Source organism: Luteolibacter sp. LG18, assembly GCF_036322585.1.
Classification (GTDB): Bacteria; Verrucomicrobiota; Verrucomicrobiia; order Verrucomicrobiales; family Akkermansiaceae; genus Luteolibacter.
Genome location: NZ_AP024600.1, coordinates 120,366 through 141,533 on the forward strand (window position 1 = coordinate 120,366; position 21,168 = coordinate 141,533).

Here is a 21,168-nt window from a genome sequence, read left to right on the forward strand (position 1 = left end):
TCCTCGTCTTGTCACCGGGATGATCAAACCATGCCGCCATGGTGTGGTGCGTGATACCCATCCTGTTGACCGTGGCCATCCTTGTGGCACTCGGACTCGACTTCGTGCGTTGGTCCCTCAGAACCCATCCAAAAATCACCTTCGCCCTCTCCTGCATCCTGCTCCCCGCCGCCCTGCTCGGCCACCTTCACGGCTACAAGCTCTATGGCAGCGCTACAGTCATCGACAATCGACCGATCTTGGATTCTCCCCGGCAGCTTGCAGGCGTTGCCGAACCCAACGTGGTGATCGCGACCGATGGCTCCCGATTCGAACTCAAGGGCATCACCTTCGAACCCGTTTTGTTGGAAATAACACTCCAAGAGATCTCCGGTAGCCTAAACCGGAACCGCGATCCCATCCTCTTCCAACCGGATCCCCGATCTCCCAGCGGGATGATCACCCAATGGCGCTGCCGGTATTTCTGCGGAAACACCTTTGAACCCATGTTCGTGCCCAAACGATTGCCGGCCTATACCCGCCAAGACCTCGGCTTGCTTCTGGTCGGACGACGGCTCGCCACCCGGAATGCCCCCTCCCCACCAGTGGAGTAGCGGCCAAATCCTCCCGGAAATAAAATTTTCAGAATCTTTGAACATCCATGGACCACGACGGTCTGATTCCATGAAGCCTGTGTTCCCGCACAGGCCTCAAGTAAGGGTGAACAGCACAAGTCAGCCGCTTTCCCATGGGTGTGGGAGAAGCTGACCTTACAGGCCGCCGGGACAGGGACCCCGGCGGCCTTTTTCTTTTCCCGCGGGCGGTCGCGGCCGGGAATTCTCCTCTGGCAATCCCCCGCGGGTGATGGATGCTGGCGGGACAAACCCGCATGGAAAACCTCGCCTCATTGCCGCCGGACCGCCTTTTCGAACTCTTCGAAAGCGGCACGATCGACCGCGAGACGCTCCAGACCCTGATGGCGCTGCAGGCCCGCATGCTGATCGCGGAAATGGAGGAAGACCACCTCAACCCCGCCGCCGCGCTGATGGAGCACCTGCGGAACCTCCGCGCCGCCATCAAGCTGTCCCGCCGCCACGGCCAGAAGCTCGTCCGGGATACCTTCGCCGCCCTCGGCCGCGAGAGCAATTTCCCGCCCTGCGTCTACCTGTGGAATGCCTCCCACCCGGATGTGCCGCTGCACTGCTTCTTCCGCACCAAGCGCGAGCCGGTGTTCCGCGTGCTGAAGCTACAAACCGACGGCAGCCTGATCCATGTGGAGGTCGAATACGGCGTGAAATACCCGAAGGCCCTGCACCGCGAGCGGATCACGCTGAAGCGGGACGCCTCATGGGTCTTGCGCGTCGAAGCCCGCGAGACACTGGCGGTGAAGTGAGCGTCAGAGTTCCGATTGATTGAGCGAGTAGCGGATCGCCAGCATCCGGATCGCGGTCACCACCACCGTGGCGATGCACATGCCGGTGTCCGGCTCCACCTTCAAGGCATCCAACCCCAACAGGGCCGCCCCGCCGATGATCCCGGCGGTGGCGTAGATCTCCTTCCGGAAAATCAGCGGCACCTCCGCGCGCACCACGTCCCGCAGCACGCCACCGAAGGTCCCGGTGATCACGCCCAGCGCGATGCAGGCCCACCATTGCAGGCCGTGTTCCTGCGAGATCCGCACGCCGATCGAGACGAACACGCCGAGCGACACCGCGTCCACCAGCGACACGATCCGCCGGATCCGGCACCACAGCGGACCCGCCAGCCATGCCACCACCGTCGCCCCGCCCGCGGCGATGAAATACGAGGGGTCCCGCAGCACCACCGGCGGCACATCGCCGATCAGCATGCTGCGCAGCGTGCCGCCGCCCACGCCGGTGATCACTCCCACCACGAAGGTGCCGAACCAATCCATGCCCTTCTGCCTGCCGGCGAGGCCTCCCGACACCGCGGCCACGAAGACTCCGATCAAATCCAGCGCGTACAACATACCGGCCAAGGAGTAATCCGCCCGCCGCCCCCGCGCAATCCTTCCCTCCAACAGATCCCGTCCCGATACAATTTGACCCGGGTTCGGAGCGGGATTTTATTGTGGGTCATCCATGGCTGTCCTCACCCGCGTTTTCCGCCCCGCCCTCGCCCGCTATCCGGGGCGCGCCATCGCATCGCTGGCGATGGCGATCGTGTGCACCTCGCTGGTGCTGGTGCTGCCTGGGGTGACGCAGGTGTTCATCGATGACGTGATCGGCCACAAGCGCGGCGACCTGCTGATCCCCACCGCCCTCATGGGCGTCGGTGCCATCGCCATCCGCCAGATCCTTTTCACGCTCCGCACCTATTCCAACAACGCGCTGGAACAAAAGCTCACCCACGACCTGCGGGTCACCCTCTACGAGAAGCTCCAGCGGCTGCCGATCAAGTGGTTCGACAAGAACTCGTCCGGCGAGATCATGTCACGGGTGGCGGACGACGTGCCCACCATGGACCGCATGATCGTGGAGGCCATCGACCAGACGGTCCCCGCCGTCCTCCAGTTCGGCATGATGCTGTCGTGGATGTTCTGGAAGAGCTGGGAACTCACCCTGGTGACTCTCGCCCCGCTGCCGATCATCGCCACCATCACCTCGGTCTATTCGAAGCGAGCCGAACCCCGCTGGCGGGATTCCTCCGAGGCCACCTCCGCGCTCAATTCGCTGCTCCACGACAACCTCGCCGGCATCCGCCAGATCAAGGCCTACACCGTGGAACCGGAGGCCCTCGACCGCTTCGACGCCGCCAGCCGCAATGTCGGCGAAAAGCACATGCGCGTGATGAAGGGCCAGGCGATGGTGTGGCCCACCGTCTCCCTCCTCGCCGAGTCCAGCATCGTGGTCATGATCGCTTACGGCGCGTGGTCGGTGCTGAACGGCCGCATGTCCGCGGGCATCCCGATGGCCTTCCTGATCTCGTGGGGCTTCCTTTTCGACCCGGTCTCGCGGATCAACAACCTCACCCAGCTCTTCGTCCGCGGCAAGGTGTCCGCGAAGCGTGTGTTCGCCATCCTCGACATGCCGGACGAGGTGAACCTCAGTGAGGGCGATCGCCCCGCGGGCTTCAACGGCCACGTCCGTTTCGAAAACGTCGGCTTCAGCTACGATCCCGACACACCCGCGGTCAGCGACCTCACGATCGAGGCCAAGCCGGGCCAGACGATCGCGCTCGTCGGCCCCACCGGCGCGGGCAAGTCCACGATCCTCAACCTGCTCACCCGCTTCTACGAAGCCGAGGCTGGCGCGATCTATTTCGATGGCCGCAACGTCGAGCAGCTCTCGAAGGAATGGCTGCGCGACAACACCGGCTACGTCACGCAGGAGAGCTTCCTCTTCAACACCTCCATCCGCGAGAACCTGTTGCTCGCGAAGCAGGACGCCAGCGACGAGGAAATCTGGGAAGCACTCGAAGCCGCCAACGCCGCCCCCTTCGTCCGCAAGCTGCCGGAAGGCCTAGACACCGTCGCGGGCGAACGCGGCGTGCGTTTCTCCGGTGGCGAGAAGCAACGGCTCTCGATCGCACGCGCGTTGCTGAAGAATCCGCCGCTGCTCTTGCTCGATGAAGCGACCAGCGCGCTCGACAACCGCACCGAACGCTTGGTGCAGGAAGCACTCGAACGACTACGCAGCGACCGCACCTGCTTCGTCATTGCGCACCGCCTCACCACGGTGGAGAAAGCCGATCTCATCTGCGTGCTGGAAAAAGGCCGCATCGTCGAACAGGGCACGCACGAGGTGCTGCGCGCGCAGGGCGGACTTTATTCGCGTTTGTGCGAAGCCTCTTCCATTCTCGAATGATCGCAGGCATACTCGGCCCTGTTCCTCGTCCCATGGAAACCGTCGTTCATCTCCCCGAGTCCGAAGATCCCTGCACGATCCGCGAAGTGCTCGACGCACTGCGGAAGCAGAAGCTGGAGCCGCGCCACGATTCGAAGAACTGGGGCGACTGGATCCATCTCGAAGGCTGCCGTACCGTGATCAGCATCGAGTCGATGCGCGGCCTTACCCGCTCCGCCACCATCGAGCACGCGGAGGACGACAATGCCGAAACCTCGCGCGCGATCTTGAAGGCCTTCGGCAAGCTCGGCTGGTTCGGCATGGACGAGGATGGCGAGTATCCGCTCGATTGAGCGGCGGGCCGGATCAATTCCGGATCCAGAATACATCGAGGAAGAACCACAGCAGCATCGCCAGGCCCACCACGAGTTTCACCGCCAGGCCGGTGACCGTGCCGACCACCGAGCCCACGCCGGACACCGTGGCGTGCTTGAGTTCCTTGCGGGCGAAGAGGAGTTCAAAGGCGAGCGCCCCGACCAATGGGCCGAGCAGCAGGCCGAAGGGCATGAAGAACATGCCCACGATGCTGCCAATGAACGCGCCCCACGCCCCCCATTTGGTACCGCCGAACCACTTGGTGCCCGCGGCCCCGCTGTAGAGTTCAAAGGCTTGGGAAGCCGCCATCAGGACCACCAGCACCACGAAGGACAACCAGTCCAGCCCGGAGCCCTCGCGCCCCAGCATCAGCCGGTGGGCCACCGCGGCGATCAGAATGATGAGGTGTCCGGGCAGGATCGGCAGGATACAGCCGATCAGGCCCGCCACCAGCAGGCAGCCGGTCACGATCCAGGCCCCGACGGTCCCCACGGTGCCCCAGCCGGCCCAGCCCACGATTGATTCCCACATGCCGATCACTAGAAGCGAATGGCCCGCCGCGCAACCTCGCACGCCGGACCCATACTCATTTGCCAATTGCATGGTTTTTTTTGACCGAATGCTAGACCAGGCCAAGCCGTGTCGTATGCTTCGACCTCATCGTATTTACCCTAGCAATGCAAAAGCCTGCTTACGTAATTGCCGCCGTGGCGGCCACCCTCGCCCCGCTTCACGCGGCTCCTGAAAAATCCAACTGGTATGAGGAAATGAAGATCGGCCCGGCGTGGTCGAACACCTTCGATGACACCTTCCAGGGCCAGAAGCGGCTCGCCGCGGTGAAGGGCATCCTGCTGGAGCTGGGAGACGAAAAATCCCACGCCCTCTTCGACACCGAAACCCTCGGTCTGGTGAACGCCTACGAGGGATTCGTCCACTGGGGCGGCACCCCGTGGACCGGTGCCCACGCCAAGCTCGTCGCCCTCGCCGACGAAACCCCGGTCTTCAACACCGCCCGAGGCACCGCCAAGTGGGCCGACGCGTCCGGTTCCTTCGACGACAAGCGTCCGATCCCGGGCTACGGCAATTTCGAGCACGCCCGCTTCAACGGCTACTTCCGCTCCGGCAGCACGATCGTCCTCGATTACACCGTGCTCGGCAGCCGGGTGCTGGAAACCGTTTCCGCCAAGGACGGCACCGTCACCCGTGCCTTCGAGGTCGCCGCCCGCAAAAACGATCTCACCACCATCATCTCCGATGAGGCCAAGCCCTTCACCGTGGCCGCGGATGGCCTGTCCGCGAAGTCCGGAGACGGTCTCACCGTGGCGGTGAAAGGCGGCAAGCTCGCCGCCGATGCCAAGAATCCGGGCCGCCTGCTGCTCCGTCTCGCCAAGGGCGACAAGCTCGCCGCCCAGGTCGCCTACGCCCGTGGCAGCGACCCGAAACCCGCCGCCGCCCCCGATTTCGCCGCGCTGATCAAAGGTGGCGCGCCGCTCTGGAAGGAGAAGATCGAAACCGTCGGCACCGTCTCCACCGACACCAAGGAGCCCTACGCCACCGACGTGGTCACCCTCCCGCTCGACAATCCGTGGAAGGCGAACCTGCGCTTCGGCGGCTTCGATTTCCTCGATGACGACACCGCCGTCCTCTCCGCTTGGAACGGTGACGTGTGGACCGTGAAGGGCCTGAAGGGCGATTGGAAGAAGCTCACCTGGCAGCGCATCGCCTCCGGCCTCTTCGAACCGCTCGGCGTGAAGATCGTCAACGGCGTCATCCACGTGAACGGCCGCGACCAGATCACCCAGCTCATCGACCTCAACGGCGACGGCGAGATCGATCAGTTCAAGACCTTCAACCGCGATGTCTACGTCACGGAGAACTTCCACGAGTTCGCCTTCGACCTCCAGACCGACAAGCAGGGCAACTTCTACTTCTCCAAGGCCGGCCCGGTGAAGAGCGGTGGCCGTGGCTTCGACAAGACCCTGCCGAACAACGGCACGATCATGAAGGTCAGCCCGGACGGCAAGAAGCTCGAAGTGATCGCCACCGGCCTGCGCGCCCCCGGCGGTGTGGGCGTGGGCCCGAACGGCGAGATCAGCGCGGGAGAGAACGAGGGGTCGTGGGAACCGGCCTGCAAGATCAGCTTCGCCAAGGCCTCCGATCTCCCGGTGTTCTTCGGCTGCGAGCCGACCCGCCAGGAGCTCGGCAAGGGCAAGCCCTACACCGAGCCGCTCTGCTTCCTGCCGATGGACACCGACAACTCCGGTGCCTCCCAGGTGTGGGTGCCGCAGGGCGCGAAGTTCGGCGTGAACCCGGGCGAAATGCTCCACCTTTCCTACGGCCAGTCGTCGATCTACCGCGTGCTGCCACAGCAGGTCGGCAGCCGCCTCCAAGCCGGCGTTTCGAAGCTGCCGATCAAGCTCCAGTCGTCCGCGATGCGGGCCCGCTTCGCCACCGATGGCTCGCTCTACGTGCTCGGCTTCCGCGGCTGGCAGACGAATGCCGCCAACGAAAGCGGCTTCCAGCGCGTGCGCTACACCGGCAAGCCCGTCCCCGCTCCGGACAAGTATGAGGTCACCAAGACCGGCGTGAAGCTGCATTTCGCCCAGGAGATCGATCCGGAACTGGCCAAGGATGTCGCCAGCTACTCGGCCCAGCGTTGGAACTACGTGCGCTCCAGCCAGTATGGCTCCGGTGAGTTCTCCGTGGACCGCCCGGACAAGGCCGCCGAGGAAGCCGCCGTCAACAAGGAGTCCAAGAACGTGAAGCAGCGTGACACCGTGAAGGTGACCGCCGCGAAGCTGCTCTCCGACAACAAGACGGTGGAGCTCGAACTCGAAGGCATGAAGCCCTCCATGCAGCTCAAGGTCACCTACGACCTCGAGGACAAGGACGGCAACCCGATCAAGAGCAACGTGACCAGCACGGTCTACCAAGTGCCCTGATCGCCGCGGCATCCCCAGGGAAACAGTCGACGGGAGGAGCGGAATCCAGTGATTCCGGTCCTCCCGATCTTCCATTTTCACGGGGGATGCCTTAGATTGTTCGTTCATTGCCACTCCCGGATCGTCCTCCGGGAGGAAATCCCCACTTCATGTTCCCATGATCCGCCCCGCGATCATCTCCGCCCTCGCGCTCGCCACGGCGAATGCCGAGCTCTCCGCCACCTTCAAGGCGGGTGAAGCCACCGATTCCCGTCTCGACCGCCTCCCGGCCCTCCTCGTGAAAGCCGGAGAACCCGCCACCCCCTTCCTCGCTCCCGGCCCCTTCGAGGTCACCTGGACCGGCAAGCTGGTCCTCGCCGAGCGCCAGCGCCTCGCCTTCTCCTTCGAAGGCACCGGCTCCGCCACCCTCACTGTCGATGGCAAGCCGCTGCTGGAGGAATCCGGCACGCTCGGCGCGAAGGCGTCGGACAGCACCCGCCTCAATCCCGGCGAGCACGACATTGCCATCACCTTCAAGAGCCAGCCCGATGGCTCCGGCCGCTTCCGACTGTTCTGGGAGGAACGCGCGTTTCCGAAGCAATCCGTGCCACCGCTCGCCTTCAAGACCGAGGCCAGCGACGCTGCCAAGCTCGGCGAACTCCAGCGCCAGGGCCGCCTCCTCTTCGCCAGCAACCACTGCGCGAAATGCCACGTGCCCGCCAGCGGACTCGGGGCCAATCCGATGCCGGAAACCAGCGAGTTCGCGCCGCTGCTCGCGGGCGAAGGCGAACGCGTGACCGAGGAATGGCTCACCCGCTGGATCGCCGATCCGCACAAGCTCCGCCCGTCCACCCGCATGCCCGCGCTGGTCGATGCCGGGAGCGACGCCGGACGCCAGCAGGCGGCCGACATCGCCGCCTTCATCGCCAGCCAGAAGCTCGGCGGTGCCCCCGGCAAGGCACCGGACGCCGCGCTTGCCCAGAAGGGCGGCGAGACCTTCCACACGCTCGGTTGCGTGGCCTGCCACACGCTTCCCTCGCAGACCGAGCCGGACAAGGACCACAAGCGCATCCCGCTGAACAACGTCGCCTCGAAGTACCAGCCCGGCGCGCTCACCGCCTTCCTCAAGAAGCCGGACGCGTTCCACTCCACGACCGGCATGCCGGACTTCCGCCTCAGCGATGACGAGGCCGGTTCGCTCGCCGCCTTCCTCACCACCGCCTCCACCGGCAAGGAAACCAAGCTGGCAGCAGCCGCGCCGAAGGGCGATCTCGCCCGCGGCGAGGCCTTGGTGAAATCGCTGAACTGCGGTTCCTGCCATCCCGGCCTGCCGATGGCGGAGAAGACCGTCGCTCCCGCAATGGACGCGATCTTTGCCAAGGATTGGTCCGCCGCCGGTTGCGTCGCCCCCGCCGCCAAGCGCGGCAAGGCCCCGGTGCTCAACCTCGATGACAACGAGCGCGCCGCCCTCGCCGCGTTCGCGAAAACCGGCAGCACCCCACTGACCCGCGACACGCCCGCCGAATACGTGCGACGCGAGATCACCGCCCAGCGCTGCACCGCCTGCCACGCGATCGATGACCAGCACGCCCTGCTCGATGACATCCACAACGAGAGCCGCTCGCTGGTGGCCGACGTGAAGCACCTCGACGAACGCGTCGCCCAGGACCGCCCGCGCTTCACCTTCCTCGGTGAAATGCTGCACGCCTCCTACACCGAGTCGATGCTCCAGGGCACCGCCGAGCCGCGCCCCCGCCCGTGGCTGCTGATGCGCATGCCCGCCTTCCACTCGAAGGCCAAGTCGCTCGCCGAGGGTTTCGCCCGCCTCCACGGCATCGAACCCGGCAAGCCGGGTGACGTGAAGGTGGATCCCGCCCATGCCGAAATCGGCAAGGCACTGGCGAGCGCCGAAGGCTTCGGCTGCGTCACCTGCCATGCCATCGGCGAGGCCAAGCCCACCGCCGCCTTCGAAGTGGAGGGCGTGAACCTCCGGCTGGCGAAGGAGCGCCTGCGCGATGAGTACTTCTTCCGCTGGATGGACAACCCGCCTTCGGTCACCTCGAACACCAAGATGCCGCGCTACGCCGACGGCAACCAATCGCAACGCACCGACGTCCTCGAAGGCGACGCCCGCAAGCAATACGAAGCCATCTGGGAATACCTCCACCAAACCAAGGAGTAGGGACATTCCTGTCCCGTTCTGTCTCTTCATCAAAAAAGGCCGCGGGTGGATGCCCGCGGCCTTTCTCGTCATTGAGGTCACCCGGAAAATTTCACGGAGCCGCCGCGAACGGATTCGCCTTCCCGCGCTTGTCGATCTCCTTCGGCATCCACGTCCAAGGGTCCTGGCCCTTGGGTGTGTAAACCGCCAGGCCGATCACGCCGACGTTGCGGGTATCGCCGCGCGACAGGTTCGCATACGAGTTGTTCACCGTGGAAAACTGGAAGGCAGCCACCGAGGAGTACCCGGTGCGGTAGCCCTCCACCTCCAGCGTCTCGCCCGCGGGCACCACGTAGCCGCGCTTCGTCACGCTCGCCGGCTTACCGTCGATCACGTCCAGACCATCGACGCTGAGCACCACCTGCAGGTCGCACTTGCAGCGGTTCTTCAGCACGATCGAATAGGTGCCACCGTGGGAGCCTTCCACGAAGCGGCGGTAGCCGGAACCGGAGGTGTAGGAACGATAGCTGGTCAAGAACCCGAAGTTCCCCTTGATCCCCCACTCCAACATGTCGCCCGCGACCGTCTGGAAGCCCTCGGTCTTCTCATAGTTGCCCACCCCCATCGCCCTCAAGCCCTCCTTGTCGTTGTAGAAGATCGCGTCGATCCCCGCGGGCCGTGAACTCGCGCGATCGAACCCTGTCGGCGGCATCGGCGACTTGATGCTGCGGCCGAAGGTTGTCGCCAACCCGGGGCGCTCCTTCTTCGGCGCGGCGAACGCGTCGGCCGCGCTCGTCCCACCTCCGCCGGAAGGAGAAGGCACGTAGCCCTGCATGCCTCCCGAACTCTCCGCCCGCGAGTTCGACCCATAGGGCGAATGGAACGCGCCGCCGGAAGCCGCACCACTCGGCCCCGAGCACGAATTCAGCATCCACACCAACATGCCCGTCACTGCAATCAGCCATCGCGTTTTCATGATGCTGCAAAAACAGCATTTAATCACCCGGACGTCAATCTTTTAATGCTGTATTTCCAGCATTAAATTTCCAGGGGCTTTCAAAACACCGTCGTGTTCTGCGGCCCTTCGTCCTTCACCCACTTCCACGGATCCACGCCCTGCGGCTTGAACACCGCGATCCCGATCACCCCGACATTCCGCGTGTCACCGGTGGTATAGCGGGCCTTCGAGTTCGCCACGGAGGTGAACTGGAACGCCTTCGAATAGTAATCCATCACGTGGTAGCCCTTCACCTCCCGGTAAGAGCCAGCCTCGACGACGAACCCATCCTGGTTGGCACTCGCCATCCTCCCGTCCTTCACGTTCACGCCATCGATGCTCAGCACCACCAGCAGCCTGCAATTGCAGCGGTTGTAGAGAACCACCGAATACTCTTCGCCAGCCTTTCCCTCGACGAAGTGCCGGCCCTTGCCGCCATTGCTACCAGGTCTGTAGTAGGCGGTCAGAAAGTTCGAGGCATTGTCCTTGAGCCCCCATTCCAACACGCCGCCCGCCACCGGGAAAAACCCGTTGATCGGCGTTTCCTGCACGCCCATGGCGGTCAATCCCGCCCGGTCGTTGTAGTAGATCGAATCCACCCCATACGGCCCGCCATGGCCCGACATCCCCCCTCTTTCCGGAACGTCGGTGACAATCGAGCCCGCCGTGGTGGCCAGCCCCTGGCGCTCCAGCCCCTGGCTGGATGCCGCGGCCGCCGTACGGCGGGCAGCGACCACATTGGGCGCGGTGTTGGCAGGTCCCTCGTAATCCGGAGCACCGCACGAGCTCAACACCCACGCCATCAGCCCCGCCCCCAGCCATTTCCATCGCGTTTTCATCGGTCCCATCGCAAGCCGTCTTTCCCCGCCGCGTCAACACCAATGCTATCTTTCCAGCATTTTAATTGCAGAAATTCCAGCACGTGCCACACTCCACGCATGAAGCCTCTGGAAAACCAGCTCTCGCGCCGCGAGCGGCAGGTCATGGACATCCTCTTCCGCCTCGGCAAGGCCACCGCCCAGGAGGTGATGGACGAGATGAGCGACCCGCCCAGCTACTCCGCCGTGCGCGCCCTGATGGTGACGCTGGAGACGAAGGGACACGTGAAACACGGCAAGGAATCCCGCCGTTACGTCTACTCGCCCGCCGTCCCGGAGAGGAAAGCCAAGCGCTCCGCCCTGAAGCAGCTCCTGGCGACCTTTTTCGAGGGACGTCCGGAGAATCTCGTGGCATCCTTGCTGGATCCGGACGACCAGCAGCTCAGCGGCGAGGAGATCGAACGCATCCGCAGCCTGATCGACCCAAAGGAGAAATAGCCCGCCGCCATGAACGCGCTGATCGTTTTCCCCCTGCTTGCCGCCATCGCCGTGTGGTTCGCCGGACGCCGCGATGCCTCGCGCGATCCGCGCCTCACCACCTTGGCGCTGGCCCTGCTCGCGCTCGCGCCGCTGTTTCTCTTCCTGCCGAAAATCCCGCTGCTTCCCGCCCCGGTGCTGGCCGAGTCCACCGCTCCGGCCCTCACCATCCCCGGGTGGCTGATCCCCTCGCTTTGGCTCGTCGGTTTCATCGTGAGCCTCTCCCGGCTCGCGCTCTCCGCGCTCGGCCTCTCGCGCTGGCGGAAACGCTCCCATCTTCTCGAAACGACCGCCGATGGCGTGGAGATCCGCGAGCTGCCCGGCCTTTCCGGCCCCGTCGCCGCGGGCATCCTGCGGAAAACCGTCTTCGTGCCCGCCGGTTGGGCCGGATGGGATGACGCCACCCGCGACACCGTGCTCCTCCACGAGCTCGCCCACCACCGCCGCCACGATCCCCTCGTCCGCTGGATCGCCGCCCTCGCCGTAGCCGTGCATTGGTTCAATCCGCTCGTCCACTGGATGAACCGCCGCCTCGCCCTCCAGTGCGAACACGCCTGCGACCGCCGCGTGCTCGCCACCGGCATCCGCGCCGACCGCTACGCGGAAATGCTCTGCCGCTTCGCCTCGCGTGGGCGCACACCCGCCACCGGGCTCGCCATGGCGGAGATGTCCTCGCTGGAGGCCCGCGTCCGCCACCTCATGGCCCCGCGTTCGTCGCGCGGCTTCTTCACCCTCGCCGCGCTCGCGAGCCTCGTCATCTGGGGCGGTTTCCTGCTGCCGCTGCTGGGCCGCAAGCCAGCCCCCGCGAACGCCCCCGACCGCACCGAGGTCGAGCTCCGCCTCAGCGCGAATCCCTTCCCGGCGGACACTCCCTGATCCGGCATGAAACGCCGCACGGTCCCGGAGATCAAAATGATCGATTACGGGCAGGAGCACCTGCGCCGCCAGGGCTTCGTGGCCATGCCGCTGATGGCGTCCATGCAGAAGGACCCGCAGCGCAGTGCCCCGCACCTCCACGATTTCTACCAGGTCACCCTGCTCGGCGGCCACGGCCGGTTGATGCATGACTTCCGGGAAGCCACCTTCTCCGGGCCGATCCTGTTCTTCGTCAGCCCCGGCCAAGTCCACACCGCCTATCCCGATCCGGGAGCGGAGGCCACGGTGGTCTCCTTCACCCGCGAGTTCTTCAACGCCCACACCGGCGACGCCGGGCTGCTGGCCGAGCTGCCCTTCTACTACACCTCATCCACCCCGCCGTGGCTGCCGCTGGAGGCCGAGGAAACCACCATCGCCCGCGATCTCTTCCGGGAGATCCAGCAGGAATTCGACGCCGCTGAGCCCGGTGCCGCGGAGATCCTCCAAGCCCTGCTGCGCATCCTCTTCATCCGCGCCGGGCGCTGGTATCGCCGTGCCCACCCGGTGGGACGGGCCACCCGCGCCTCCCGCCTCGTCCGCGATTTCCACCTGCTCGTCGAGCACCACTTCCACGACTGGCAGACGCTGGAACCCTACGCCCACCAGCTCGGCGTGACCACCAACCACCTCAATGACGTGGTCCGCGAGGAAACCGGGCGCGCCGCCGGCGAGCACATCCGTCAGCGCCGCCTTCTCGATGCCAAGCGCCTGCTGCTCCACTCCGACCTCAGCGTGTCCGAAATCGGCTACCGCCTCGGCTTCAACGATCCCTCCTATTTCAGCCGCTTCTTCCGCCGCTACGCGGAAACCACCCCGGCCGACTTCCGGAACGAAATCCGAGAAAAATACCAGTCTTCGGGGGATTGATACCGGTCGCCCGCGTTGTCCCGCCACCGCCGCGGGCGCACCGTTCCGGCCTCATGCAAGAGTCCTGCGCCACTCCTACCGAAGCCGCGCCTAGCCGCCCGGTGCACAACACGGTCTTCGCGCTGCTGTTCGCCATCAGCTTCTCCCACATGCTGAATGACACGATCCAGGCGCTGCTGCCCTCGATCTACCCGATCCTCAAAGATTCCTACGGGCTGAATTTCACCCAGCTCGGACTCATCACCTTCACCTTCCAGGTCACCGCCTCGCTGCTCCAGCCGGTCGTCGGCTTCCTCACCGACCGCAAGCCGATGCCCTACTCGCTGCCGATCGGCATGAGCCTCACCCTGATCGGCCTCATCTCGCTGTCCCGCGCCTCCAGCTTCCCGATGATCTTGATGTCCGCGGCCATGGTCGGCGGCGGCTCCGCGGTCTTCCATCCGGAGGCCTCCCGCATCGCCCACATGGCCGCCGGCAAGCGCCGCGGTCTCGCGCAATCGCTGTTCCAAGTGGGCGGCAACATGGGCAGCTCGTTCGGTCCGTTGCTCGCCGCACTGGTCATCGTGCCGCATGGCCAGGGCTCGATCTCGTGGTTCTCCGTGGTCGCGCTGCTCGGCGTGGTCGTGCTGTTCCAGGTCGGCCGCTGGCAGGCCGGAAACCTGCACCGCATCCAGCGCAAGCCGAAGCCCACAGAGGCCGTCGCGCTCAACCACCCTTCTCGCCGCACGGTGGTGATCGCGCTGCTGGTGCTCGTCGCCCTGACCTTCTCGAAGTACGTCTACCTCTCCTCGCTCACCAGCTACTACACTTTCTACCTGATCGACCGCTTCCACGTCTCGGTGCAAAGCGCGCAGTATCACCTCTTCCTGCTGCTGTTCGCCGTGGCCGCCGGCACCATCATCGGCGGACCGGTGGGCGACCGCTTCGGGCGGAAGCGCGTGATCTGGGGCTCGATCCTCGGCGTGGCGCCGTTCTCGCTATGGCTGCCCCACGCCGGCCTCGGCATGACCGCCGTGCTCAGCGTGATCATCGGCCTGGTGCTGGCCTCCGCCTTCTCCGCCATCCTCGTCTATGCCCAGGAACTCCTGCCGGGCAAGGTGGGCATGATCGCGGGCCTGTTCTTCGGTCTCGCCTTCGGCATCGCGGGCATCGGCTCCGCCGTCCTCGGCAAGGTCGCCGACCACACCGGCATCAACTACGTCTTCCAGCTCTGCGCCTACCTCCCGCTGCTCGGCCTGCTGACGGTCTTCCTGCCCGACGTCGAGACCAAGGAGAAGTAGCGCAAGTTTCCAACTTGCGAACGGGAACACTCACCCGAACCCGTGCATCCCCAGTCCTCTCAAACCAATCTTCTGGCGATGCACGCCCACCTACCTATGGTCGCGTCATCCGCTCCGGCACCACCCATTCATCGAACTGCGCCGCGGTGAGATACCCGCTCGCGATCGCCGCCGCGCGCAGGCTGATTCCGTCATGATGCGCCTTCTTCGCGATCGCCGCCGCCTTGTCGTAGCCGATGTGCGGGTTGAGGGCCGTGACCAGCATCAGGCTGTTCGCCACATAGCCGTCCACCACCGCGCGGTTCACCTTCAGTCCCGCCAGGCAATGCTCGGCGAAGCTCCGCATCGTCCCGGACAACAACTCCACGCTGTGCAGGAAATTATGGATCATCACGGGATTGAACACATTCAGCTCGAAATTGCCCTGGCTGCCCGCGAACCCGATCGCCGCATCGTTCCCCATCACCTGCACCGCCACCATCGTCATCGCCTCGCACTGGGTCGGATTCACCTTCCCCGGCATGATCGAGGAACCCGGCTCGTTCTCCGGCAGTGAAAGCTCGCCCAGGCCGCAACGCGGGCCGCTGCCCAGCCAGCGGATGTCATTCGCGATCTTCATCAGCGTGCCCGCCAGCGTCTTGAGTGCGCCGGAGGCATAGACGAACTCGTCATGCGCGCTCAGCGCCGCGAACTTGTTCGGATGGCTCCGGAACGGCAGCCCGGTGAGCTTCGCGATCTTCGCCGCCGCCCGCGCCGCGAATTCCGGATGCGAGTTCAAGCCCGTGCCCACCGCCGTGCCGCCGATCGCCAGATCGCACAAGCCGCCCATCACCTGCCGGATACGCTCGATGTCGCGGTCGACGAGTGAAACGTAGCCGGAAAACTCCTGGCCGAAGGTCACCGGCGTCGCATCCTGCAGGTGCGTGCGGCCGATCTTCACGATCCGGTCGAACTCCACCCGCTTCGCCACCAGCGCTTCCCGGAACCGCGAGCACGCGGGCAGCAGGTCCTTCTCCAGCACCTCCACCGCCGCGATGTGCATCGCGCTCGGAAACGTGTCGTTCGACGACTGCGACAGGTTCACGTCATCGTTCGGATGCACCGGTTTCTTCGAGCCCATCTCGCCGCCCGCCATCTCGATGGCGCGGTTCGAAATCACCTCGTTGGCGTTCATGTTCGTCTGCGTGCCGCTGCCGGTCTGCCACACCCGCAGCGGGAAATGGTCGTCCAGCTTGCCCGCGATCACCTCGTCCGCCGCCGCCGTGATCAGCTCCCGCTTCTCGTCCGGCAGCTTGCCCAGCTCCGCGTTCACCAGCGCGCAGGCCTTCTTCAGTATTCCGAGCGCACGGATCATCGGCCGCGGCATCACATCCCGGCCGATGGCGAAGTATTTCAGCGAGCGCTGCGTCTGCGCGCCCCAGTAACGGTCGGCCGCCACCTCGATGGCCCCCATGCTGTCGGTCTCGGTGCGGGTCATGGATAGGACAATCTACACAACTACCGCCCGCTTTCGAGCCGCAATGCCCGTCTCTCAATCCTCGGCGGTCACCATGTTCCCGTTCACCTGGATCGTGCGATCCAGCTTGAAGGTGGTGTAAGCCAGCCGCTCCGGCGCGCCGCTGTTGAAAGGCGTGATCGTCAGGACCTCCAGCGTGTAGGTGCCGTCCTCCGTCACCGCCGCATCCAGCCCCGTGATCGTGAGCATCGCGTTCTGCGGCACGCTCGAGTCATACGCCACCACGGTGGCTCCCAGCGGGATGCCGGTGGTGCCGAGTGCCGGCGTCCCGCGGTAAACCTGCACGTAGGACACGCTCTTCGGATACAGGTCGGTGAGCTGCACGCTGCCACCGGTGGGCGGTGCCTGATAGGTCCGGGTCGGGTCGATGCCCGTGATCACCGAGGTCGCCACCGGCCAGATCTGCACCGTGGCCGCCGCGAACTGGCTCTGCGGGCTCCCCGCGTCCGGATGGGTGTAGACGGTGAAGGTCTCCTGCCCCACCGCCTTCGTCGGCTTGTCCGTTGGCAACCGCTGCAGGATCGCGTTGTCCACGAACGTCCCGTTCTGCTGGAACGTGATTGCATCCGCGAACTCCCCGTTCGCCGAAGCCGCGGTGGCGGCGTAGATCAGCGGATCGTAGTTCTGATAGCTGCGCCGGACCTGCACTTTCTTCGCATAATCCGGAGCGGAGGGATCGGATTGCAGGCCGGAAATCTGGATGCGCATCCCGTATGGCTTGTCCGCGCGGGTACGGGCCGGCACGTGGGGGTCTTCGGAGAGCGCCTGGATCGTCACGCTCGGCATGTAGGTGCCGATGGTGGTCTCATCCACCTTCACGAACTTCATCGAGGCGTTCTGTCCGAACAACGACAGCGAAAGCTCCAACCCGAGGTCCAGCACCGTCGCCCCGAGGAACAACCCGAGCCCACCCGAGGCCGGGATGTCCACCTGGCTGTAGAGCTGGAAGATCGTGTTCGGGGAAATCGGTTTCGACAGGATCGTGCCGTCCGTCGAGTTCACCGGCGTGTCATAGATCACCGTCTGGCCGTTCACGGTCTGGATCTGGCGCACCAGATCCTGCCCCCGTGCCGTTCCTCCCAGCACGAGGCATCCGGCCATGATCTGGACCAGCGCTTTCATGGCGTGGAGACTTGGCTGGCACCTCCCAATGGCACACACGAGATCGGGCCGCCGTGACACACCGCCACCACCAGCCGACCGGATTTGCGGGCGAGGTCGAGTTTCGAACTATCGATCGGAATCTTCCCCGATGCCTGGTCGAACGTGATTTCAAAGGAGGCCACGCTGCCCCGGTTCGCGGTCAGGAATTCCTGCCACGTCTGGAACTTCGCTTTCACCGACGGCCCCGGCACGATCCACGCCGCCAGTTTTTCCGGGATATGGATCACCGCCCCCTTCGGCACGATGGTGAACATCCCCGCCGTTTCGATGAACGTGGAAGTCTCTGCCAGGCCCAGCGTCTTCGCCTTCTGCTCCTTCGGGGCGAGTTCTCCACCACGCTCCCGGTTCTGGCGTTCGCGGAGCTGCTCGTCCGTGGTCGCGTCCGCCACCGGCGGCGGGATGTTCCGCGGTAAAAACTGCGGCCCCACACCGCCGCCCTTCTGGCCAAAGGCCGCCGGTGATCCGAGGAGGATCAGGCAGGAGCCTAGGCTGGCGGCGCGGACAGGCATCGGAAATCCGTTCAGCTTCCCGGCACGAACTTCACCTCGCCGCTCGGGTCGTATCCGGTGAATGGCGGGGTCTCACCATTGAGGTTGTAGCCGTGGTCGATGTGGTAGGTCACCGGGATCACCGCGTCGGTCAGCACGTAGTTCCGTGAAACGGTCAGCTTGCCGGTCGGCGTCGGCGGCACTGCGAGATACTCGCCCACCACATAGAAATAACCCGAGGGATTCAGGTTATAATACGGCGGATCGACCCCGAGCAGACTGCCCAGCCCGAGGCCCGCGAGGTAGAAGTCCAGACGCGTGTCCGGCGTCCCGAACTCCTTTTGGACGATCCACTGGGTCCCCATGTAACGCACGGGCGAAAGGGTCACGTTCGGCCGGTCCCCGGACACCTCCAGCCATTTCTCGTAAAAGCGGGTGTTGTTCACCTTCAGCTTCACGTAGCTGTACGAGTTCACATAGGAGCCCAGGCTGAGAAGCTGGTTTTTCCGGAAACGCTTCTGCGTGTCGGACGGATCGGCGGTGGCTCCGGACGCCTGGTCACCCAGCGTCAGTGTCCCTGCCACCCCGTAGATCCGGTAGGAATACGGCTGTCCGAGGCTCAGCCCGAGCCCGAGATTCAGCGAGTTCATCTTCACCGGATACTGCATGCCGGGAGCCCAACACCAAACACTGGGCCCCGCGTGCAAAGGCACCGGGCACAAGGCGACGGCAAGACATGCAAGCAGGCCAGGGATGATGCGTTTCATGGCTGGGGTCGGGTGGAAGGAACTGGAGGGCGGGTCACCCCGGGGCCTTTCCAAAGCAAGGGGTAGGCCCTCGCCCGGAACCGGAGGCGATCGAACCCGTTGGGTGCGGATCGAACGCCATCCCGAGATATGACTTCCAACAAACCGTGTGTCTCACGACATGCGATTTAAAGATTATCTATCACCACCCAAATAGGCGTTCGACCAAATTATTAAAATCCCTTAAACTATTCCCTTATCGCGCAAATCACCCTCCAGCTTTACCGGGTTATTTTTTAAGAACGCCAAGCCGAGCCGATTGAATATCCAAATACTTCGTTATCCACGCCGGATGGACACCACCGACATCGGCGTCCACGGCCGCCGAACGGCGGCCATCAAGAGATCCGTATCATCCGGCATGGACGAGCCGCCAACCCGCCGCTAGCATCCCCGCCGCATGCCTTCACGTTCCCAACGCACCAGCGGCTCCGTCGCCATGGACGACTACCTCGAGCAGATCCTCCACCTGATCGAGGAAAAGGGATACGCGCGTGCCGTGGACATCTCCAAGAACCTCGGGATCTCCCAGGCCAGCGTCACCAACATGCTCCAGCGCCTCGACGCCGAGGGCCTCGTGAAGCACGAGAAATACCGCGGCACCGTGCTCACGGACGAGGGCCAGCGCATCGCCCGCGCGATCATCGAGCGCCACGAGACGCTCACCCGCTTCCTCCGCCTCTTCGGCATCGATGAGGAAACCATCTACCGGGACGTGGAAGGCATGGAGCACCACGTTTCCCGCCCGACCCTGGACGTCATCCGGGCCGTCGCGGATGCCCTGGAAGCGGACCGCGAGTTCCTCGACCGGGTCCGCAAGCTCTGCCACTGACTCACAGCGGCAGAGCTTTCAAAGACTGCCGCTTCAGGCGGAGCGGCCGAGTTCACGGCCCACGATCATCAGCGTCTCACGGACGCCCGGAGCGAAACCGCCGTCGGTCTGCACCGCGAGCATGACGTTGCCCTCGCGGATGAACTCCACCGGCACGCTGCCGGCGAACAGACGCAGGCCTCCGGAACCGAAGCCGAGGTTGGCGATCACGTTCTTGAGCGAATCGATCGTCGCGATGTCCTGGCTGGCCACGCGGGCGATGTGGCGGATGCCCGGCAAGGCGCGGGCGCGCTGGAGGATCTCATCCGGGCTCATTTCACGGTCCACGCCGAAGATGGCGCGGAGTTCGAGCTGGCGGATGCTGGCGGAATCCGATTCCCCGCCGATGGCACCGCCCACCGCCGGAACGGCGGCCTGCACTGGAGCCGCCACTGGCGCGGGGGCCGGAGCTGGCACCGCCTGCGGCTGGCTCCACGTAGCCGCCGGGGCAGGTGCGGGAGCAGGAGTGGCGGGAACGGCAGGCTCCAGGGAAAACGGAGAGGCCACCGGCGTGGCGACGGGAGCCGGTTGCGGCGGCGGGGCGACCGCGAAGGGCGAGGAGGCCGGAGCCACTTCGAACGGGGACGGCGCGAACACCTGGGAGGCCACCGGAGCGGGAGCGGCGGCTTCAAAGCCAAAGCCTTCCTTCGGGTCGGCGGCTTGGAACGGGCTCTCGGCCTTGCGCTTTTCCGGCAGGCGGGCGGGCTTGCCCGGCTCCAGTGGACGCGCGCCATTCACATCGTCAGCCGTGGCAAACGGGGAATCCGGACGCGCCACGGCGGCAAAGGGGCTCACCGGAGGGGCTTCGGTGACCGCGGCAAACGGGTTGGTCGGCGGCGAGGCCTCATGGACAGCCGCGAACGGGCTGACCGGCGTGGTCGCGGGTGCCGCGGCGAACGGGCTGGCCGGAGCCTGGTCCGGAGCCAACGCGAACGGACTCGGGGCCGGGGCTTGGCCGGGGAAGGAATCGAAGATACCTCGTGGATTGCTCATGACAGAAGGGGGATCGGGATCTGGTGAAACTGCAGTTCGCCCATGTCATATCCTCCCCCCCCTGCGAAGTCGAGCCCCCTTCACGGAATTTCAACTATTCTCAAATTCCTGAGCGAGCTTTTTCAAACGGTTACGCATGGCCACCTTGGTCGCCGCCGGCAAGCGGTCGGTGAACAGGACGCCATTGAGATGATCCGTTTCGTGCTGGATCGCGCGGGCCAGCAAACCGTCGGTCTCGACCACCAGTGTGGTGCCATCGAGCTGCGGCAGCGTCGCCTTCACGTCGAGCGGACGGCGCACCTCCGCGCGGATGCCGCGGATACTCAGGCAGCCCTCCGCGCCCGCTTCCTTCTCCTCGCCGAACTCCAGCTCGGGATTGATGAAGATCAGCGGCATGATCGACTCGAGGTCGGCGTCTTCGCCATTGACCCGCAGATAGGAAATGCACTCGGGATCGTGGGACACATCGACCACCGCCAGGCGCAGGTCCACGCCCACCTGGGGAGCCGCGAGGCCCACGCCGTTCGCATCCACCATGGTTTCAAGCATGTCCCCCACCAGCTCCACGAGCTCGTCATTCACCTCGGTCACGGGCTTGCAACGTTGGCGGAGGACCGGATGGCCGTATTGGACGATGGGAAGGATCATGGCGGGAGGGGCGGTTGAAGGCAGTA

General features: G+C 64.9%; 21 protein-coding genes. 11 read left to right on the forward strand and 10 right to left on the reverse strand.

What is annotated here, in order from left to right:
- The first annotated feature begins 65 nt into the window (after positions 1 to 65).
- Together llg_RS00470 and llg_RS00475 are read left to right on the forward strand one after the other, a co-directional pair.
- Complete coding sequence (locus llg_RS00470) at positions 66 to 593, forward strand: hypothetical protein (RefSeq protein ID WP_338287529.1); 528 nt, start codon at positions 66 to 68, stop codon at positions 591 to 593.
- A 275-nt stretch (positions 594 to 868) separates the two neighbouring features.
- Complete coding sequence (locus tag llg_RS00475) at positions 869 to 1,372, forward strand: hypothetical protein (protein WP_338287530.1); 504 nt, start codon at positions 869 to 871, stop codon at positions 1,370 to 1,372.
- 3 nt (positions 1,373 to 1,375) lie between these two features.
- Here llg_RS00475 and llg_RS00480 read toward each other — a convergent pair whose 3' ends face one another.
- Positions 1,376 to 1,969: a trimeric intracellular cation channel family protein gene (locus tag llg_RS00480; RefSeq protein WP_338287532.1), complete on the reverse strand. Its 594-nt coding sequence runs from the start codon at positions 1,967 to 1,969 to the stop codon at positions 1,376 to 1,378.
- Positions 1,970 to 2,081: 112 nt separating this feature from the next.
- Here llg_RS00480 and llg_RS00485 point away from each other — a divergent pair, with 112 nt between their 5' ends.
- Together llg_RS00485 and llg_RS00490 are read left to right on the forward strand one after the other, a co-directional pair.
- Complete coding sequence (locus tag llg_RS00485) at positions 2,082 to 3,806, forward strand: ABC transporter ATP-binding protein (RefSeq protein WP_338287533.1); 1,725 nt, start codon at positions 2,082 to 2,084, stop codon at positions 3,804 to 3,806.
- Positions 3,807 to 3,838: 32 nt separating this feature from the next.
- The gene (locus tag llg_RS00490) at positions 3,839 to 4,138 is read left to right on the forward strand and encodes a hypothetical protein (protein WP_338287534.1); all 300 of its coding nucleotides are present in this window, start codon (positions 3,839 to 3,841) and stop codon (positions 4,136 to 4,138) included.
- A 13-nt stretch (positions 4,139 to 4,151) separates the two neighbouring features.
- Here llg_RS00490 and llg_RS00495 read toward each other — a convergent pair whose 3' ends face one another.
- Positions 4,152 to 4,691: a DUF456 domain-containing protein gene (locus tag llg_RS00495; protein WP_338287535.1), complete on the reverse strand. Its 540-nt coding sequence runs from the start codon at positions 4,689 to 4,691 to the stop codon at positions 4,152 to 4,154.
- Between the two features lie 146 nt (positions 4,692 to 4,837).
- On the opposite strand from llg_RS00495, the gene llg_RS00500 reads away from it, so the two are divergent.
- Together llg_RS00500 and llg_RS00505 are read left to right on the forward strand one after the other, a co-directional pair.
- The gene (locus llg_RS00500; protein ID WP_338287536.1) at positions 4,838 to 7,102 is read left to right on the forward strand and encodes a DUF6797 domain-containing protein; all 2,265 of its coding nucleotides are present in this window, start codon (positions 4,838 to 4,840) and stop codon (positions 7,100 to 7,102) included.
- Positions 7,103 to 7,259: 157 nt separating this feature from the next.
- Positions 7,260 to 9,263, forward strand: a complete 2,004-nt coding sequence (locus llg_RS00505) for a c-type cytochrome (RefSeq protein ID WP_338287537.1) — start codon at positions 7,260 to 7,262, stop codon at positions 9,261 to 9,263.
- A 91-nt stretch (positions 9,264 to 9,354) separates the two neighbouring features.
- Here the strand turns inward: llg_RS00505 and llg_RS00510 are convergent, their stop codons facing one another.
- The gene (locus llg_RS00510) at positions 9,355 to 10,218 is read right to left on the reverse strand and encodes a hypothetical protein (protein WP_338287539.1); all 864 of its coding nucleotides are present in this window, start codon (positions 10,216 to 10,218) and stop codon (positions 9,355 to 9,357) included.
- A gap of 80 nt (positions 10,219 to 10,298) precedes the next feature.
- On the reverse strand, positions 10,299 to 11,078 hold the full coding sequence (locus llg_RS00515) for a hypothetical protein (protein WP_338287540.1): 780 nt from the start codon (positions 11,076 to 11,078) through the stop codon (positions 10,299 to 10,301).
- A 99-nt stretch (positions 11,079 to 11,177) separates the two neighbouring features.
- Here llg_RS00515 and llg_RS00520 point away from each other — a divergent pair, with 99 nt between their 5' ends.
- From llg_RS00520 to llg_RS00535, 4 genes are read left to right on the forward strand one after another with little or no spacing between them, the layout of a single operon-like run.
- On the forward strand, positions 11,178 to 11,555 hold the full coding sequence (locus llg_RS00520; RefSeq protein ID WP_338287541.1) for a BlaI/MecI/CopY family transcriptional regulator: 378 nt from the start codon (positions 11,178 to 11,180) through the stop codon (positions 11,553 to 11,555).
- 9 nt (positions 11,556 to 11,564) lie between these two features.
- The gene (locus llg_RS00525) at positions 11,565 to 12,470 is read left to right on the forward strand and encodes a M56 family metallopeptidase (RefSeq protein WP_338287542.1); all 906 of its coding nucleotides are present in this window, start codon (positions 11,565 to 11,567) and stop codon (positions 12,468 to 12,470) included.
- Between the two features lie 6 nt (positions 12,471 to 12,476).
- Positions 12,477 to 13,376: a helix-turn-helix domain-containing protein gene (locus tag llg_RS00530; RefSeq protein WP_338287543.1), complete on the forward strand. Its 900-nt coding sequence runs from the start codon at positions 12,477 to 12,479 to the stop codon at positions 13,374 to 13,376.
- Positions 13,377 to 13,429: 53 nt separating this feature from the next.
- On the forward strand, positions 13,430 to 14,656 hold the full coding sequence (locus llg_RS00535; RefSeq protein WP_338287544.1) for an MFS transporter: 1,227 nt from the start codon (positions 13,430 to 13,432) through the stop codon (positions 14,654 to 14,656).
- Between the two features lie 94 nt (positions 14,657 to 14,750).
- Here llg_RS00535 and fumC read toward each other — a convergent pair whose 3' ends face one another.
- Genes fumC through llg_RS00555 form a run of 4 tightly spaced genes read right to left on the reverse strand, consistent with a single transcriptional unit; the run spans position 14,751 to position 18,591 of the window.
- Positions 14,751 to 16,133 carry a class II fumarate hydratase gene (gene fumC, locus llg_RS00540; RefSeq protein ID WP_338287545.1) on the reverse strand — a complete coding sequence of 461 codons (1,383 nt, stop codon included), beginning with the start codon at positions 16,131 to 16,133 and terminating at the stop codon, positions 14,751 to 14,753.
- A 54-nt stretch (positions 16,134 to 16,187) separates the two neighbouring features.
- On the reverse strand, positions 16,188 to 17,294 hold the full coding sequence (locus llg_RS00545; RefSeq protein WP_338287546.1) for a hypothetical protein: 1,107 nt from the start codon (positions 17,292 to 17,294) through the stop codon (positions 16,188 to 16,190).
- A complete protein-coding gene (locus llg_RS00550) occupies positions 17,291 to 17,845 on the reverse strand; it encodes a hypothetical protein (RefSeq protein ID WP_338287547.1) in 555 nt (184 codons plus the stop codon). The genes llg_RS00545 and llg_RS00550 overlap by 4 nt, the downstream gene beginning before the upstream one ends.
- Before the next feature lie 11 nt (positions 17,846 to 17,856).
- Entirely contained in the window at positions 17,857 to 18,591 is a 735-nt protein-coding gene (locus tag llg_RS00555; RefSeq protein WP_338287548.1) for a hypothetical protein, read from the reverse strand.
- Positions 18,592 to 19,030: 439 nt separating this feature from the next.
- On the opposite strand from llg_RS00555, the gene mntR reads away from it, so the two are divergent.
- Complete coding sequence (gene mntR / locus llg_RS00560; RefSeq protein ID WP_338287549.1) at positions 19,031 to 19,462, forward strand: transcriptional regulator MntR; 432 nt, start codon at positions 19,031 to 19,033, stop codon at positions 19,460 to 19,462.
- Between the two features lie 33 nt (positions 19,463 to 19,495).
- Here the strand turns inward: mntR and llg_RS00565 are convergent, their stop codons facing one another.
- Together llg_RS00565 and def are read right to left on the reverse strand one after the other, a co-directional pair.
- Positions 19,496 to 20,494: a hypothetical protein gene (locus llg_RS00565; RefSeq protein WP_338287550.1), complete on the reverse strand. Its 999-nt coding sequence runs from the start codon at positions 20,492 to 20,494 to the stop codon at positions 19,496 to 19,498.
- A 90-nt stretch (positions 20,495 to 20,584) separates the two neighbouring features.
- Positions 20,585 to 21,142 (reverse strand): peptide deformylase, encoded by a 558-nt coding sequence (gene def, locus llg_RS00570; protein ID WP_338287551.1) that lies wholly within the window; start codon positions 21,140 to 21,142, stop codon positions 20,585 to 20,587.
- Between the last annotated feature and the right edge of the window lie 26 nt (positions 21,143 to 21,168).